This is a genomic window from Ruegeria sp. AM2 (genome assembly GCF_056540685.1).
This window is the reverse complement of sequence record NZ_JBQFXE010000002.1, coordinates 500,937-515,320: the sequence shown is the minus strand read 5'-3', so window position 1 is coordinate 515,320 and position 14,384 is coordinate 500,937. Positions and strand designations below refer to the sequence as shown.

At 57.9% G+C, this 14,384-nt stretch carries 15 protein-coding genes; 5 read left to right on the top strand and 10 right to left on the bottom strand.

Going from position 1 to position 14,384, the window contains the following annotated elements:
- Positions 1 to 68: 68 nt before the first annotated feature.
- The 5 genes from ACR0CR_RS08130 to ACR0CR_RS08110 form a co-directional block, all read right to left on the bottom strand.
- A complete protein-coding gene (locus ACR0CR_RS08130; protein WP_480598091.1) occupies positions 69 to 1,154 on the bottom strand; it encodes an ABC transporter ATP-binding protein in 1,086 nt (361 codons plus the stop codon).
- Between the two features lie 79 nt (positions 1,155 to 1,233).
- A complete protein-coding gene (locus ACR0CR_RS08125; RefSeq protein ID WP_480598090.1) occupies positions 1,234 to 2,280 on the bottom strand; it encodes a methyltransferase domain-containing protein in 1,047 nt (348 codons plus the stop codon).
- Between the two features lie 87 nt (positions 2,281 to 2,367).
- Complete coding sequence (locus ACR0CR_RS08120) at positions 2,368 to 3,480, bottom strand: hypothetical protein (protein WP_480598088.1); 1,113 nt, start codon at positions 3,478 to 3,480, stop codon at positions 2,368 to 2,370.
- 3 nt (positions 3,481 to 3,483) lie between these two features.
- Positions 3,484 to 4,263, bottom strand: a complete 780-nt coding sequence (locus tag ACR0CR_RS08115; protein WP_480598086.1) for an SDR family oxidoreductase — start codon at positions 4,261 to 4,263, stop codon at positions 3,484 to 3,486.
- A 73-nt stretch (positions 4,264 to 4,336) separates the two neighbouring features.
- Complete coding sequence (locus tag ACR0CR_RS08110; RefSeq protein ID WP_480598084.1) at positions 4,337 to 4,699, bottom strand: SnoaL-like domain-containing protein; 363 nt, start codon at positions 4,697 to 4,699, stop codon at positions 4,337 to 4,339.
- 108 nt (positions 4,700 to 4,807) lie between these two features.
- Between ACR0CR_RS08110 and ACR0CR_RS08105 the strand changes: the two genes are divergently transcribed.
- The 3 genes from ACR0CR_RS08105 (at position 4,808) to ACR0CR_RS08095 (ending at position 8,917) form a co-directional block, all read left to right on the top strand.
- Complete coding sequence (locus ACR0CR_RS08105) at positions 4,808 to 6,412, top strand: peptide chain release factor 3 (RefSeq protein WP_480598083.1); 1,605 nt, start codon at positions 4,808 to 4,810, stop codon at positions 6,410 to 6,412.
- Positions 6,413 to 6,443: 31 nt separating this feature from the next.
- Positions 6,444 to 7,385 carry a glycosyltransferase family 2 protein gene (locus tag ACR0CR_RS08100; RefSeq protein WP_480598082.1) on the top strand — a complete coding sequence of 314 codons (942 nt, stop codon included), beginning with the start codon at positions 6,444 to 6,446 and terminating at the stop codon, positions 7,383 to 7,385.
- 182 nt (positions 7,386 to 7,567) lie between these two features.
- Entirely contained in the window at positions 7,568 to 8,917 is a 1,350-nt protein-coding gene (locus tag ACR0CR_RS08095) for a DEAD/DEAH box helicase (RefSeq protein ID WP_480598081.1), read from the top strand.
- Here the strand turns inward: ACR0CR_RS08095 and ACR0CR_RS08090 are convergent.
- From ACR0CR_RS08090 to ACR0CR_RS08080, 3 genes are read right to left on the bottom strand one after another with little or no spacing between them, the layout of a single operon-like run.
- A complete protein-coding gene (locus tag ACR0CR_RS08090) occupies positions 8,914 to 9,816 on the bottom strand; it encodes an EamA family transporter (protein WP_480598079.1) in 903 nt (300 codons plus the stop codon). The two genes, ACR0CR_RS08095 and ACR0CR_RS08090, sit on opposite strands and share 4 nt — an antisense overlap.
- A gap of 21 nt (positions 9,817 to 9,837) precedes the next feature.
- Positions 9,838 to 10,722 carry a fatty acid desaturase gene (locus ACR0CR_RS08085; protein ID WP_480598078.1) on the bottom strand — a complete coding sequence of 295 codons (885 nt, stop codon included), beginning with the start codon at positions 10,720 to 10,722 and terminating at the stop codon, positions 9,838 to 9,840.
- The gene (locus ACR0CR_RS08080) at positions 10,715 to 10,918 is read right to left on the bottom strand and encodes a DUF2061 domain-containing protein (protein WP_480598076.1); all 204 of its coding nucleotides are present in this window, start codon (positions 10,916 to 10,918) and stop codon (positions 10,715 to 10,717) included. Before ACR0CR_RS08080 ends, ACR0CR_RS08085 begins: the two co-directional genes overlap by 8 nt.
- A gap of 106 nt (positions 10,919 to 11,024) precedes the next feature.
- Here ACR0CR_RS08080 and ACR0CR_RS08075 point away from each other — a divergent pair, with 106 nt between their 5' ends.
- Both ACR0CR_RS08075 and ACR0CR_RS08070 read left to right on the top strand, forming a co-directional pair.
- A complete protein-coding gene (locus ACR0CR_RS08075; RefSeq protein WP_480598074.1) occupies positions 11,025 to 11,885 on the top strand; it encodes a helix-turn-helix domain-containing protein in 861 nt (286 codons plus the stop codon).
- Positions 11,886 to 11,956: 71 nt separating this feature from the next.
- Complete coding sequence (locus ACR0CR_RS08070) at positions 11,957 to 12,139, top strand: hypothetical protein (RefSeq protein ID WP_480598072.1); 183 nt, start codon at positions 11,957 to 11,959, stop codon at positions 12,137 to 12,139.
- Here the strand turns inward: ACR0CR_RS08070 and ACR0CR_RS08065 are convergent, their stop codons facing one another.
- Positions 12,140 to 12,901 (bottom strand): SDR family oxidoreductase, encoded by a 762-nt coding sequence (locus tag ACR0CR_RS08065; RefSeq protein WP_480598070.1) that lies wholly within the window; start codon positions 12,899 to 12,901, stop codon positions 12,140 to 12,142. It lies immediately after the preceding gene.
- On the bottom strand, positions 12,898 to 14,361 hold the full coding sequence (locus ACR0CR_RS08060) for a carnitine 3-dehydrogenase (protein WP_480598068.1): 1,464 nt from the start codon (positions 14,359 to 14,361) through the stop codon (positions 12,898 to 12,900). Before ACR0CR_RS08060 ends, ACR0CR_RS08065 begins: the two co-directional genes overlap by 4 nt.
- Positions 14,362 to 14,384 lie beyond the last annotated feature (23 nt).

The window sequence follows — 14,384 nt, the reverse complement described above, 5'->3', positions numbered from 1 at the left end:
CTGCGGCAAGCTGTGGGCGGGTGCATTCTGCGGCATTCGCGCACCACTTGGCTGGAAAGTTCCAGAATTCAGGACGGGAAAACGAAACAGCGGTCCCGGCGAATGGTCAGCCACATGACTCGCCCCGGCGCTGGGACAAACACGTTTGGCACCGTGGCCTTCAGGATTGAGCCATCATAGTCCATCCGAAATTCGACCAGGCTTTCATTGCCCAAAAACCGAGCTCGCTCGACCACGCCCCGCGCTGCAACTCCATCGGACGGCGTCGGCGAAGGACCCTTACCGTTTCGGTCGAAATCCAGTTTGACGTGCTGGGGCCGAAACACGATTTCGACATCCGTGCCATCCGGAATACCCGGGGCCAGAAACTGCCCAAACGGGGTTTCCGCCAATGCGCCATTAACTTGGGCTTGCAGTACGTTGATATCACTAAAGAAAGCAACGGCCGCTTTGTCCGCGGGGCGCGTGTAAACGTTGTAGGGCGCACCCTGCTGAACGATCTTACCGCGCCGCATCAACGCAATTTCATCAGCCATGCGCATGGCCTCTTCCGGCTCATGTGTCACCAGCAGTACGGCGGCATCTTCTTCCTTTAGGATGGCAAGCGTTTCATCCCTGATCCCGTCGCGCAAGCGGTTATCAAGACCCGAGAACGGCTCATCCATCAGCATGATCCGGGGTCGCGGTGCCAGAGCGCGGGCCAGCGCGACCCGCTGCTGCTCGCCCCCCGAAAGCTGATGCGGAAACCCATCGATGAACCGCATCAGATCGACCTTGGTCAGCAACTCTTCGACCCGGGCGCGTTTGTCTTGCTTGCCGCCTTTCAGCCCAAAGGCCACGTTGTCGGCGACGCTCAGGTGTGGAAACAGGGCAAAATCCTGAAACATCAACCCAATTTCGCGCCGCTCGGGTGGCACGCGAAACACAGTGTCGCAGATCAGCTTGCCATCGACATAAATCTCGCCCGAGCTCTGCATCTCGACGCCCGCAATCATGCGCAATGTCGTTGATTTACCGCAGCCCGATGGCCCCAGCAGGCAGGTCACTTGCCCGGCCTGTACGCTCAGCGAAACATCGTCCACAACTGTCCGCCCGTCGAACCGGGCGATCAGATTGCGGATTTCCAGCCGAGGAGGAACTGTATTCACTGCCACCAAACAACCCCATGCCTTTCCCGATCAAAACCATCGGGCTTGAGCGGGGATAGCAACCCCGCCCTTCAGGCGCAAGAGATCAGCAGCAGCCGCCTGGCGCGGCTTCACCAGTCGCTTCGAACGGGCTTTCCCCACCGCAACCTTCGAAGATGCCATAGTGGGTTGAGAAGTCGCCAATGAACTCGAAATGCCGGGCAAACCGCGTGTCTTTGAGCATCATCCAAGTGTTTCCGCAAACCGGAAAGACCTTGCCAGCCTCAATGGCGTGGTGATCGTCCAGTTCAAACAGATGCGGCGCGTTCGGGATCGTGCCCTTGTAGATCACGGCCTGTCCATAATCCTCACAGGCTGGTTCCAGCTCAGGCAGTTTGAACAGACGATACGTGGCCGACAGAAAGTTCAATGGCGCAACACGCTCTTCCAGAACGGGGTTTTCAATGGTGAGCGGACGGTGTGTCACCCGGCGCGGGTCACCAAAACCCGCTTTGCGTGACATAGATAGGAAGTCGTTCCAATACAGCGCGCCGGACAGGCATTCGCCGTACAGCACTTCATCTTCGGCCATTTCGGCCGGTATTCGACGATCGGCGTAGACGTCCGAGAAATACATCTCGCCGCCATCCTTTAACAGGCGATACGCGCCGCGCAAAACAGCTTCTTTATCCGTGGCCAGGTTGATAACGCAGTTCGAAGCAATGATATCAAACGAACCCGGCTCAAGGTCCAAGGCGTCCAGCTTTTCGATATAGCCGTGATGAAACTCCACATTGCTGGCGGCGTGGCCAAACGCCTGCGCGTGATAGTCCTGATGCGCCCGGGCGACATCCAGTTGTTCGGGAGTCATATCAACGCCAACCACACGGCCCGTCTCGCCCACCATCGCGGACAAGGCGTAAACATCCCGACCGGCGCCACAACCCAGATCCAGGATGCTCATCCCCTCAAGGTCAAGCGGAGCAATCAGCCCGCAGCCGTAATATCGGGTCAGCACATCGTCATGAACTTTTGAGAGAATCTTCTTCACATGATCCGGCATGTCATCCGGCGTGCAGCACGCGTTAGTCTGCAAATCCGCGCTGCCCTGCAGGACCTCGCCATAGTAGTTTTGCACCGATTCATGCTTCATCGCTGGTATCCCTTTTCTCCGGCTACCGCCCAGCTAATGCAGCAATGGCTTTGGCGCAATTCACGCAGGCGAGATTTTACAAAAGCGTTACTCTAGCAATTCGAAATCCACACCTGCATGCACACGCCCGTTTACCTGAACCTCAAGCCGATGCGAGCCGGGCATAAGTTTGAATGTGGTTGCATTTCCCTTGAGCTTGTGAGTCTTGCTCAACGTCAGCGCGCCGCCCTTCAATGCCGTCTGTTTCAGCTTATGCACTTTGGATGATGTTTTCCCTCCAGGTCGTTGAAAGTGAACGATATAATCCACCAGAACGGGTTGTTCATCTTCACCAGTCAGAGAGACATCAAACTCTAGCGCGCCGCCGATCCGCGCATCGCCAATCACGTTTACAGTGGCGGAAATATCGACGTTTGGGTCATAGCCCAGCATTGTCATCGCGCCGGGATGGCCGGACTTCACCAAACCGCGCAGGGTATGCGAAGTCATCCAGCGCAATTCATCGGCGTCCTGACGGTCGGTCTCGCGCCAACGCGCAAGACGGTCCAAAACCAGGTCGGCGTCTTTCTTGGTGATATCGTTCAGGTGGTTCGCGACAGACCGCGTCACGTACCGCGATTTATCTGCATGCAACCGATCCAGCAGCGGCAGCGGATCACCGAGGTCCAAACCCACCGCCTGCCCCCATGGCAGCCGCGGCCGCGTGCCTTCACTAACCAGACGCCGCACATGATAGTTGGGATGGTCGCACCACGCCCGCAACCTGGTCATCACCTGTTCCTGATGGTGGTTCAGAAACGGACGAATGGCCCATTCCATCGAAAATCTCTGCGTCAGTTCTTCAAGAACATCCAAAGCCAGATCGGGATGATCCAGTCCGACGGCTACGACCCAATCACCCAGCGGGGCAAAGATGAAATCGCCGAAATCGTCATCCGTTTTGTTCGGGTCCAACGCGGGTGGCAGGGCGCGCAATAGGGTCGGTGCGATGGTCGGAAGGTCCCCGGGCACTGCGTTTTGAAGGCAGTCGGCGATCCATGCCATACGCTCTTTCAGTTCCAAGTCGAGCAAGCGGGACATAACCCGGGCCTTGAACGCTACGGCATCAAAGCGCGGGTCCGCCGCAGCAAAAAGCCCCGCCAGATAATGAGTCTTTTCGGCATTAAACAGCTGATCTTTCAGTGAGAAATTCTGTGCCATCGCCTAAATCGTCAAATTGGTGCTACCGCCATCCAAAAGGATATTCTGCCCCACAATGAACCCGGCGTGCTGCGAACAGAGGAAAGCACAGGCTGCGCCAAACTCTTGCCGCGTGCCATAACGCCGTGCGGGGATCGTCTGGGCGCGCTCGGCGCGCGCGTCCTCGATCGAGATGTTCTTCTGCAGCGAAACGGCCCCGTCCAGCGCATCCGCGCGGTCGGTCGCGTGAATGCCGGGCAGCAGGTTGTTGATTGTTACCCCATGAGGCGCGACCTGGCGCGAGGTTCCGGCCACATAACCGGTCAGCCCGGTCCGCGCGGCATTCGACAAGCCAAGAACAGCAATTGGCGTGCGCACGGATTGCGAGGTGATGTTGACCACCCGACCCCAACCCTTGTTCATCATCCCTGGCAGCAACGCCTTCATGAAGGCAATCGGCGTCAGCATATTGGCGTCCAGCGCATTGATGAAATCCTCGCGCTCCCAGTCCGACCACATGCCCGGAGGGGGACCACCCGCATTTGTAACAAGTATATCAACACCCTGCGCCGCATTGATCACCTGCTTTTGCCCCTCAACCGTCGTCACATCGCAAGCTACAGTCTGCACGTCGACGCCGTGTTCCGACCGCAAGCGCGCGGCCTCGCTCTCCAATGCCTCCGCCCCGCGGGCGTTCATCACCAGATCAACTCCAGCCGCCGCCAGAGCCTCGGCGCATCCCAGACCCAAACCTTTGCTGCTGGCACAGACCAAAGCGCGCTTTCCACGAATTCCAAGATCCATCTGATCCTCCCCGTCTTATGTCATCCAATTGTCTAGCATCGGCCGGACGGGGAAGACCAGAAGTCAAACTGCGTCAGTAATAGAACTCTTCACGCACGATCTTGCCATCGGCAACGTGATAGACGCCGACCTCTTTCATATCAAAGGATTCGCCGCTTTCTTTCACCTTACCCTGAACTTCAAAGATCACGGCAAAACGATCATCACCATGTGCAAACGGACCGGTGACCGACGCGCCGGATACCTCATGCGCGCTCTCCCACCAATCATGCTTGCCACCGATCGCATCCCGGCCATGGGTTTCGCGACCCATGCCCATCGCATCCGCGGCCTCTACCGAAACAGCATTCTCGGCATACAGCTTTTCAAGGTTCGCCTTGGCCCGATTTTCACGGCAACCGGCCACAAGCTCGTCAGCGATTTCTTTCAAATTCATTGGGTCACTCCACTTTTTGTTCACTATATGTTCCTATTGCCACAAGTAGACGATTCGAACCACCCCTTTGTCTTGCCTCAGCAGGATTCCCCGCCTATACGCGCGAATATGCTTGATACCTCGAACCAACCAACTTTGCCGCCCGAGATCGCCCGGCGCCGGACCTTCGCCATCATCTCGCACCCCGATGCGGGTAAGACGACGCTGACCGAAAAGTTCCTGCTGTACGGGGGCGCGATCCAGATGGCCGGTCAGGTGCGCGCCAAGGGTGAAGCGCGGCGCACGCGGTCGGACTTCATGCAGATGGAGAAGGATCGGGGTATTTCGGTTTCTGCTTCGGCCATGTCGTTTGACTATGGGAACTTCCGATTCAATCTGGTCGATACGCCCGGTCACTCGGATTTCTCCGAGGATACTTATCGCACGCTGACCGCCGTTGATGCCGCCGTCATGGTGATCGACGGCGCGAAAGGCGTGGAAAGTCAGACGCAGAAACTGTTCGAGGTCTGCCGCCTGCGCGATCTGCCGATCCTGACCTTTTGTAACAAGATGGACCGCGAAAGCCGCGATACGTTCGAGATCATCGACGAAATTCAGGAAATGCTGGCCATCGACGTCACACCGGCGGCGTGGCCTATCGGCGTGGGCCGCGACTTCATCGGCTGCTACGACATGCTGCGCGATCGGCTGGAACTGATGGACCGCGCCGACCGCAACAAAGTGGCCGAGAGCATCCAGATCGACGGCTTGGACGACCCCAAACTGGCCGAACACGTGCCCGAACATCTGCTGGAGAAGCTGCTGGAAGAGGTCGAGATGGCGCGCGAGTTGCTACCCAAGCTCGACCCCCAGGCGGTGTTAGAGGGGCATATGACCCCGATCTGGTTCGGCTCGGCGATCAACTCGTTCGGTGTGAAGGAATTGATGGAAGGCATCGGCGCTTACGGTCCGCAGCCGCAAATACAGTCCGCCGAACCGCGTCAGATTGCGCCGGACGAAAAGAAAGTCGCTGGGTTCGTGTTCAAGGTTCAGGCCAATATGGACCCCAAACACCGGGACCGGGTGGCGTTTGTGCGTATGGCCTCGGGGCATTTCAAACGCGGCATGAAGCTGACCCATGTGCGGTCGAAAAAGCCGATGGCGATTTCGAATCCTGTGCTGTTTCTGGCCTCGGACCGGGAACTGGCCGAGGAAGCCTGGGCCGGAGACATCATCGGTATCCCGAACCACGGGCAACTGCGCATCGGAGACACGCTGACCGAAGGTGAGGCGATCCGGGTGACCGGCATCCCGTCTTTTGCGCCGGAATTGCTGCAGACGGTCCGTGCGGGCGATCCATTGAAAGCCAAGCATCTGGAAAAGGCCCTCATGCAATTTGCCGAAGAAGGCGCGGCTAAGGTGTTCAAACCCTCAATCGGATCGGGATTTATTGTCGGTGTCGTCGGCGCGCTGCAATTCGAAGTGCTCGCCAGCCGCATTGAGATGGAATACGGCCTGCCGGTGCGGTTCGAAGCTTCTCAGTTCACATCCGCCCGCTGGGTCAGCGGCGACAAGGTCGAGGTTGAGAAATTCGTCAACGCCAACAAGCAGCACATCGCGCATGACCATGATGGGGACATCGTGTATCTGACCCGCCTGCAATGGGATATTGATCGGGTGGTGCGGGACTACCCGGCACTGAACCTGACCGCGACCAAGGAAATGATGACCTGACACCGGAACCGATGGACATCACGAGGCGCATATGACGCAGGAAAGGACGACATGGGGTATCGTTTCGACGATCCGAGCCCCGCGCGTGGATATCCTGCGATTTGCCGCACACCACCTCGATATCGGGGCGGAAAGAATTCACATCTTTCTGGACGAGGCTCCGACCGAAGACCTGACCGCCTTGCGCGAACACCCAAAGATCAGAGTTCGCGTATGCGATGCTGCATTTTGGAAGCGTCGGGGTCGCCAGCGGCCCGACAAGCATCAGGTCCGGCAGTCGCAAAACGCCAATCTTGTGTACGCGCGAACCGATCTGGATTGGGTGACGCATATCGATGTGGACGAATTTCTTTGGCCTCATACACCGATTGCCGAATTGCTGAAGGATATCCCCCAAGATATTCCCGCCGTGCGCATCCGCCCAATTGAAGCGCTGGCTGGTGGCAAGGACCTTTACAAGGCCTTCATCCCCGAAAGCCCGAACCGACATGCACTGGTTGAGACGCTCTACCCCAAATACGGAGCCTTTCTTCTTGGGGGGTTCATGAGCCACATTCAGGGAAAGCTGTTCGTGCGGCGCGGCCAAAAGAACCTGAGCGATCGGATCCATAATCTCTACCAGAACGGCGCATTTTTGCCCTGCACAACCGAGGTTCCCCAGATCGACCTGTGCCACCACCATGCTCCGGATTGGGATCATTGGTTGGCGAACTATCGTTTCCGCATGGAACGCGGCTCCTATCAGGCCAGCCCGACGACGAACCGGCCAAGGAAAATTGGTGGATTGAACAAGTTCGAATTGCTCAGCTGGATCGAAGCCGAGCAAGGCGAAGAAGGTCTGAGGGATTTCTACAATGAGATCAGCGCCACCGATACCGACGTGATGATGCGGCTTGAGGATCATGATATGATCCGTCACAGACCGTTGGATCTGGACCAAAAAGTTGCGAAACACTTTCCCGGAACCATCTGAATTGTTGCATTAATTCCCGGTTGTTTGGGTTGATGCGCGACAAACCCCGACATGATTTGACCCTGCCCCACAATTTTGTTATGCCCCCCGCAGCCGAACCGCGCATTGGGCGTGTGGCCATCCGGGCCCGGCATTTATCACTCGCGCGGGCCAGGTCTAGTGTCCGCATCAACCGGACATACATGACAAAATTCAACGAACTGAACCTGAACCCGAAGGTCCTCAAGGCTATTGAGGAAGCTGGCTACGAAACTCCAACACCGATCCAGGAGGGCGCGATTCCACCCGCTCTTGAAGGGCGCGATGTTTTGGGTATCGCTCAGACCGGCACTGGCAAAACCGCCAGCTTTACCCTTCCGATGATCACCATGCTGGCCCGTGGCCGCGCGCGTGCCCGCATGCCGCGTTCGCTGGTGCTGTGCCCGACGCGGGAACTGGCCGCGCAGGTGGCCGAGAATTTTGACACCTATTCCAAGCATCTGAAACTGACCAAAGCGCTGCTGATCGGCGGTGTCAGCTTCAAGGAGCAAGACGCGTTGATCGACCGGGGCGTCGATGTGCTGATCGCTACTCCGGGCCGCCTGCTGGACCATTTCGAACGCGGCAAACTGCTGCTGACCGGTGTTCAGATCATGGTGGTGGACGAAGCTGACCGGATGCTGGATATGGGCTTTATCCCCGATATCGAGCGCATATTCTCTCTGACCCCGTTCACCCGCCAGACGCTGTTCTTCTCGGCCACCATGGCTTCCGAGATCGAACGCATCACCGACACGTTCCTGTCGGCCCCGGCCCGGGTCGAGGTTGCCCGTCAGGCCACTGCGTCCGAGACCATCGAACAGGGCGTGGTCATGTTCAAGGGCGGTCGCCGCGACCGTGAAGCCAGCGCCAAGCGCAAGGTTCTGCGCGCACTGATCGACTCTGAGGGCGAAAAATGCACCAACGCGATTATCTTCTGTAATCGCAAGACCGACGTGGACATCTGCGCCAAATCGCTGAAGAAATACGGCTACAACGCCGCTGCCATTCATGGTGACTTGGATCAGTCGCAGCGAATGAAAACGTTGGACGGGTTCCGTGACGGGTCACTGCGGTTGCTGGTGGCCTCGGACGTGGCCGCACGTGGGCTTGATATTCCGTCCGTCAGCCATGTGTTCAACTTTGACGTGCCCGGCCACGCCGAAGACTATGTTCACCGAATTGGGCGAACAGGGCGTGCCGGTCGCGAAGGCAAAGCGTATACAATCTGCTCGGGCCGGGATGAAAAGGCGCTGGATGCGATCGAAAAGCTGATCCAGAAAGAAATTCCGCGCGTCGAAAATCCGGTCAAGGACGAGCCCAAGACCGAGAAGCCGAAGCCCGAGAAGAAAGCCATATCCTCCGAACCCAAGAAGAGCGAAGACAGGAAGGATCGTGAGCCTAAGGGCCGCGGGCGCAATCGCCGTAACGAGGGCGGCCCGGCGGTTGTCGGCATGGGTGATCACCTGCCCAGCTTTATCGCGCTCAGCTTTGATGAACGGCGCGCGGGTTAGATCGTCAGGATCAGCGCCAGAATTGATGCGCCCAGCAAAGTCATCCCGGCGATCTCGCGCCGGGTGATAGTTTCGCGAAAAAACAGGATCGAAGCAAACAGGCTTAGGATCAACTCCACCTGCCCCAAGGCTTTCACATAGGCTGCGTTCTGCAATGTGAACGCAAAGAACCAGCAGAACGAACCGCACAAGCTGGTCAGGCCGACAAAGACGCCGGTTCCGCGGGTATCCCATACGGCGCGCAGCTCGGCCCGGTCTCGTAAAAGCAGCCACAGCCCCATGCTGAGAAACTGGAAGGTAACAACGAAGGCCAGCGTGACCAGCGCGCGGAACCACGCGTCGATGTCACCCAGTTCCAGTGATGCTCCGCGATAGCCCACCGAGGAAAAGGCGAACAACACTCCGGACCCCAGCCCAAGGCGCGAGGCGCGATTGGTCAGGTGCCGCCACCATACTCCGTCCCCACCGGGGTTCTTTGACAGCAGCAGAACGGCGCAGAGCCCCAGCAGAATGGCTACCAGCGCCGCGCCCGAAATCTGATCTCCCAGTACAAGAAACCCAACGATGGCGGTTTGAATAACCTCGGTTTTCTTGAAGGTGATCCCGACGGCGAAGTTGCGTTGTTTGAACAGCGCAACCACGCAAATCGTAGCCAGGATCTGCGCAGTGCCGCCAATCATCGCATAGAGCCAGAACCACCCCGTCAGCTGCGGCACGCCAAACCCGGTAAGTCTGAGCGCAACGAACAGGGCCACCAGCACCAGCGGCAGCGAATAGGCAAACCGCGCAAAGGTCGCTCCGGCAGCGGACAGTTTCACGCTGCTCAGCGATTTTTGCAGCATGAAGCGCACGGTCTGGAATGACGCAGCAGCGATGGTGACGGGAATCCACAGGCTCATGGGCTCCCTTTTGTCGTGAAATCAGCCCTTTGGCCAGAGCGGATGCGCCACGGGATCCTTCGCGCGCCAGAAATACGCGCGGAAGATTTCCGCATAGGAGCGGTAGACATAGGCCTGGTTTCTGTCCCGGTACATGTCTTTGCCTTCGTGATACAACGCGGGCAACCGATACCATGGCGCGGAGGGATTCATATGATGAACGACATGCAGGTTATTGTTCAAAAACAGGAACGCCAACGGGCCTCGGTCTTCGACGATAACCGTTCTGGCAGCCGCATTTTCATGTGCACGATGTTCAAGAAACGTACGGATTTTGACGAGTCCAAGACCTAAATAGGCGGATAGAATATAGGACCAGTATGGCATCGCGGATTGCGCCACGACCCAAAAAACCACGGCAACTCCGGCCAAATGCAGCGCCCACGCCTGCAATACTCTGCGATCGCCGCGTTTGGCGGCGCGCAATTCGGCGCGCATGAACACGACCTGCCCAATTGCCGGCCCTAACACGATCCGGCCCAGCAGCGTGTTGTTCACGGTCAACACCTGTCGCTGCCAGTTTCGCAAGGTTTGCCAGACCTTCGGGTCCAGATAATTGGACTCGGGGTCATCATAAGGATCAGTCAGGGTTGCGTCGCGATGATGATCCAGGTGCAGATCGCGAAATCGTTGATACGGAATGAAAAGAGACAGTGGCAGCGCCATCAGCGCTTCGTTCAACCACGTTGTCCGAAACGGATGCCCGTGCAAGGCCTCATGGGTCAGCGATGAATGCAACGCGGCTATCGTCGCCATCGCCGGGATCGCCAACCACAGCGGACACAGGAAAATAGCTGCTAGCCAAAGTCCGTAGCACGCGACGATCAGGGCCAAGGTGCACCATTCGGGCCCCACGCGCTCAGACATTACGGCCCCAGGCGATGCCTGCCCAAACTCGTTCGTAGACCACATAGAGCGTCAGCCCGATGGCCGTATTCACCACGGCCAGCGTACCACCTATCGCCGCCGATCCAGTGGCGACCAAACCCACCAGCGTCGTCACGATCAGGCCTATCGCATTCCACAACACCGCCTTCACGACCGATCTTCGTCGCGTTTCCATTCCGTCACCCTTCGTCTTCTTATGGTTCAAGAATTGCGGATCATGTGTGCGTTGAAAATTCTGAATATGATTAACAAAACTCATCAAAGTTGATATTTTAAAACACATGCAGGAAAAAATCGACAAACGTGATCGCGCCGCGCAATTCCGATACCGCCTTGCCCGCGCGATGGAGGCGCGACACACCACCCAAAGCGCGCTGGCCCGCGACATCGGCGTGGACCGTTCAACCGTGTCACAGCTTTTGACGGACGAAGGCGCGCGATTGCCCAATGCGCATGTTGTTGGCAGCTGCGCCTCGGCTCTTGGGATTTCCGCAGATTGGCTGCTCAGTCTTTCGGATCGCCCCGAAAGCGCGGCTGAGTTATTGGCGAGTTCACTGACGATGGCAGAGGCGCCGCGAGCGTTGGTCGATGAGCGAATCTTTGAATGGCACAAAGAGGCTGCGGGCTACAAAATCCGCTATGTCCCGGCCACTCTGCCCGATATGCTAAAAACCCGCGCGGTGCTGGAATGGGAATATGCACCGCATTTGGGCCGCACGGCGGATCAGGCAATAGGAGCCTCAGCCGACCGACTGACATGGATGCGCAGCGCCCAGTCGGACTATGAAATCGCGATGCCGCTTTACGAAATCGACAGTTTCACGCAAGCGACAGGGTATTACGAGGGGCTGGACCTGCAAATCCGTCTGGATCAAATCGATCATCTTCTGGACCTGTGCGAACAGCTTTATCCACGCATGCGTATTTACCTGTTCGACGCCAAACGCTTGTACTCCGCGCCCGTAACGATCTTCGGCCCATTGCTCTGCGTGTTTTACGCTGGAAGTCACTATATGGCCTTTCGGGATCGCGACAGGATTGAGATATTTACCCGTCATTTCGATACGTTAGTACGGGAAGCTGATGTCAGCGCGCGGAATTTCCCGACGCACTTGAGGCAGTTGCGTGAAAGGATGCGCTGAACCCGAACCTGTGGTATCGTCGTCTGGCGCGAACTTTCGGGCATTCCGATCACAGACGGAGGAGCACAGGAATGGACGCACTTCAAACCTCTCAATACGCACGCGCGCTTTACTCGGCGCATGGCGACCGGGCCGAGGCAGAGGCCGCAAAGAAAATGCGCGAATGCGAGGCTGCCGGGAACATGCGACAAGCGCAGGATTGGCAGGCCGTTCGCCGGACGATCCGCCAGATTCGCGGTCCCAATCAGGGGTGATTACAGCTTTGGGTCGGGGTTGACCGTATGCCCATCCACGGCGATCACCTGCCCCGACACCAACCGCGCCGCATCTGAGGCAAGGAAAACGGCCATATCGGCGATGTCCCTGCCTTCGATAAAGCGACCCATTGAGGTGCCGGACGCGTAACCGCTGTAAACCTGATCGCGGGTCATTCCTTTGGCTGCGGCCTCACGCTGCAACACGCCTTCCATTCTGGGGCCCTCGACGGCGCCTGGGCATATCACGTTGCAACGCCCGCCATGCGGCCCCAGTTCCATCGCCAGAGTTTTGCCCAACCCGATCACACCCCATTTTGCTGCCGCATAGGGCGCGCGGCTGGGATAGCCGTACTGACCTGCGGTCGAAGATGTGATCAAGACCGTTCCGCTGCCTTGCCGTTTCAAGAGGGGTGCGGCATATTTGGCACACAGAAATGCACCCTCTAGGTTTACAGCAAGGCAGGCCTGCCAGTCCTTCAACGACACATCTTCGATCATGGCCGTTGGCCCAGCGATACCTGCATTGGAGCAGAGCGTGTCCAGCCCGCCCCATTCCGCGTCAATCTGTGCAAATAATGCGGCAACGTCATCCTCGTCGGCGACGTCAACGCGGGTCGCCCGCCAATGCACCGGACAGGTCGACAGAGCAGCCTGATCCACGTCGGCCACCCAAATTTGCGCACCAACAGCATCGAACGCTTCGGCCATGGCACGCCCAACGCCCGAGGCACCGGCCGTAATCAATACACGTCCACTCATGCGGGTTTGCGGATCGCTGCACCCGCGCCTTCGGGGTAAGGCAAATCGGCCTGAGCCTCGGCAATTCTGGCCATGGCTGCTTCGATGTCAGGCGAAGGCGCGCTTGGCCGCCGTGTTTCCAGACTGACATGCAGCAAGAAGCTTTCACCTGTCGCCAGCAGCGTCTCGCCATTGTACATGCTGTGAAAAACATGTAGCTTTTTGCCCTGCCCCAGCAGCATCTGCGTCCGCACATCAATCTTTGCACCCGCATGCACTTCGTTGATATATCGGATGTGGTTTTCGGCGGTGAAATAGCTGCCGCCGGTCGAGATGTATTGCATATCGCAGCCGATGATCTCCATGAACCGATCCGTAGCGGCAGCAAAGGCCTCAAGATATTTTGCTTCGTTCATGTGACCGTTGTAATCGGTCCAATCCAGCGGGACTGCACGCGACAACGTCAGGATCGGCTGGCTTAGATCCGCCTGATCCAGAGTCGGAAGTGCGCCGGGTTTCAGCAGCGCGTCATGCTGGTTGAGCACCGCCCCCGCGCCCCAATTCTGCGCTTTGAGCGCCCGCATCATCCCGACAAGATTGTTGTCCCGAATACGCTCCAACTCGCGGATCGAGTGCTGCCCCGACTGCGCGTCCGACTGATCCGCAATCATGTCAACCAGTTCGTCGGTGAATTCTGGCACGTCCATCAGTTTCGTCCATGGCCATTTGAGCGCGGGGCCAAACTGCGCCATGAAATGCCGCATCCCGGCCTCGCCCCCGGCCACGCGGTAGGTTTCGAACAGCCCCATCTGCGCCCAGCGAATGCCAAAGCCCATGCGGATCGCCTCATCGATCTCTTCCGTGGTGGCGACACCATCCTTGACCAACCACAAAGCCTCACGCCAAACGGCCTCAAGAAATCGGTCAGCAATATGCGCATCGATTTCTTTGCGGACATGCAGCGGGAAGAAGCCCACGGATTTCAGCAACTTCTGCGCGCGCTCTACCATTTCGGGCGGGGTCTTGTCAGACGGCACCAGTTCGATCAGCGGCAACAAGTAAACCGGATTGAAGGGGTGCGTCACTACAATCTGTTCTGGTCGCAGCGCCCCCTCCTGCAGTTCCGAAGGCTTAAACCCGCTGGTCGACGACCCAATGATTGCAGAAGGTTCGCAAACGTCCTGCAATCCCTTGTAAACCTTCAGTTTAAGATCAAGTCGCTCAGGCACGCTTTCCTGAATCCAATCAGCACCTTGCACCGAATCCGCCATATTATCATGGAAGGTAAGCGCTCCCTCGGGCGGCAAAGGCACGTCGCTCAGTCCCGGCAAAGACCGCCGCGCATTGTCCAGAACCTCGCCGATCTTGCGTTCGGCTTCAGGGTCCGGATCAAAGACCCGCACATTCCAACCGTTCAGCAGAAACCGCGCTGCCCACCCGCCGCCGATCACGCCACCACCAATGATTGCCGCTGTTTTCATCTGCTGTTCCCTGCCCACGATCC

Coding starts and splice junctions, on each gene's coding strand:
- ACR0CR_RS08125 (WP_480598090.1), bottom strand. CDS start 2,280: ATGAAGCATGAATCGGTGCAAAACTACTATGGCGAGGTCCTGCAGGGC.
- ACR0CR_RS08120 (WP_480598088.1), bottom strand. CDS start 3,480: ATGGCACAGAATTTCTCACTGAAAGATCAGCTGTTTAATGCCGAAAAG.
- ACR0CR_RS08115 (WP_480598086.1), bottom strand. CDS start 4,263: ATGGATCTTGGAATTCGTGGAAAGCGCGCTTTGGTCTGTGCCAGCAGC.
- ACR0CR_RS08110 (WP_480598084.1), bottom strand. CDS start 4,699: ATGAATTTGAAAGAAATCGCTGACGAGCTTGTGGCCGGTTGCCGTGAA.
- ACR0CR_RS08105 (WP_480598083.1), top strand. CDS start 4,808: ATGCTTGATACCTCGAACCAACCAACTTTGCCGCCCGAGATCGCCCGG.
- ACR0CR_RS08100 (WP_480598082.1), top strand. CDS start 6,444: ATGACGCAGGAAAGGACGACATGGGGTATCGTTTCGACGATCCGAGCC.
- ACR0CR_RS08095 (WP_480598081.1), top strand. CDS start 7,568: ATGACAAAATTCAACGAACTGAACCTGAACCCGAAGGTCCTCAAGGCT.
- ACR0CR_RS08090 (WP_480598079.1), bottom strand. CDS start 9,816: ATGAGCCTGTGGATTCCCGTCACCATCGCTGCTGCGTCATTCCAGACC.
- ACR0CR_RS08085 (WP_480598078.1), bottom strand. CDS start 10,722: ATGTCTGAGCGCGTGGGGCCCGAATGGTGCACCTTGGCCCTGATCGTC.
- ACR0CR_RS08080 (WP_480598076.1), bottom strand. CDS start 10,918: ATGGAAACGCGACGAAGATCGGTCGTGAAGGCGGTGTTGTGGAATGCG.
- ACR0CR_RS08075 (WP_480598074.1), top strand. CDS start 11,025: ATGCAGGAAAAAATCGACAAACGTGATCGCGCCGCGCAATTCCGATAC.
- ACR0CR_RS08070 (WP_480598072.1), top strand. CDS start 11,957: ATGGACGCACTTCAAACCTCTCAATACGCACGCGCGCTTTACTCGGCG.
- ACR0CR_RS08065 (WP_480598070.1), bottom strand. CDS start 12,901: ATGAGTGGACGTGTATTGATTACGGCCGGTGCCTCGGGCGTTGGGCGT.
- ACR0CR_RS08060 (WP_480598068.1), bottom strand. CDS start 14,361: ATGAAAACAGCGGCAATCATTGGTGGTGGCGTGATCGGCGGCGGGTGG.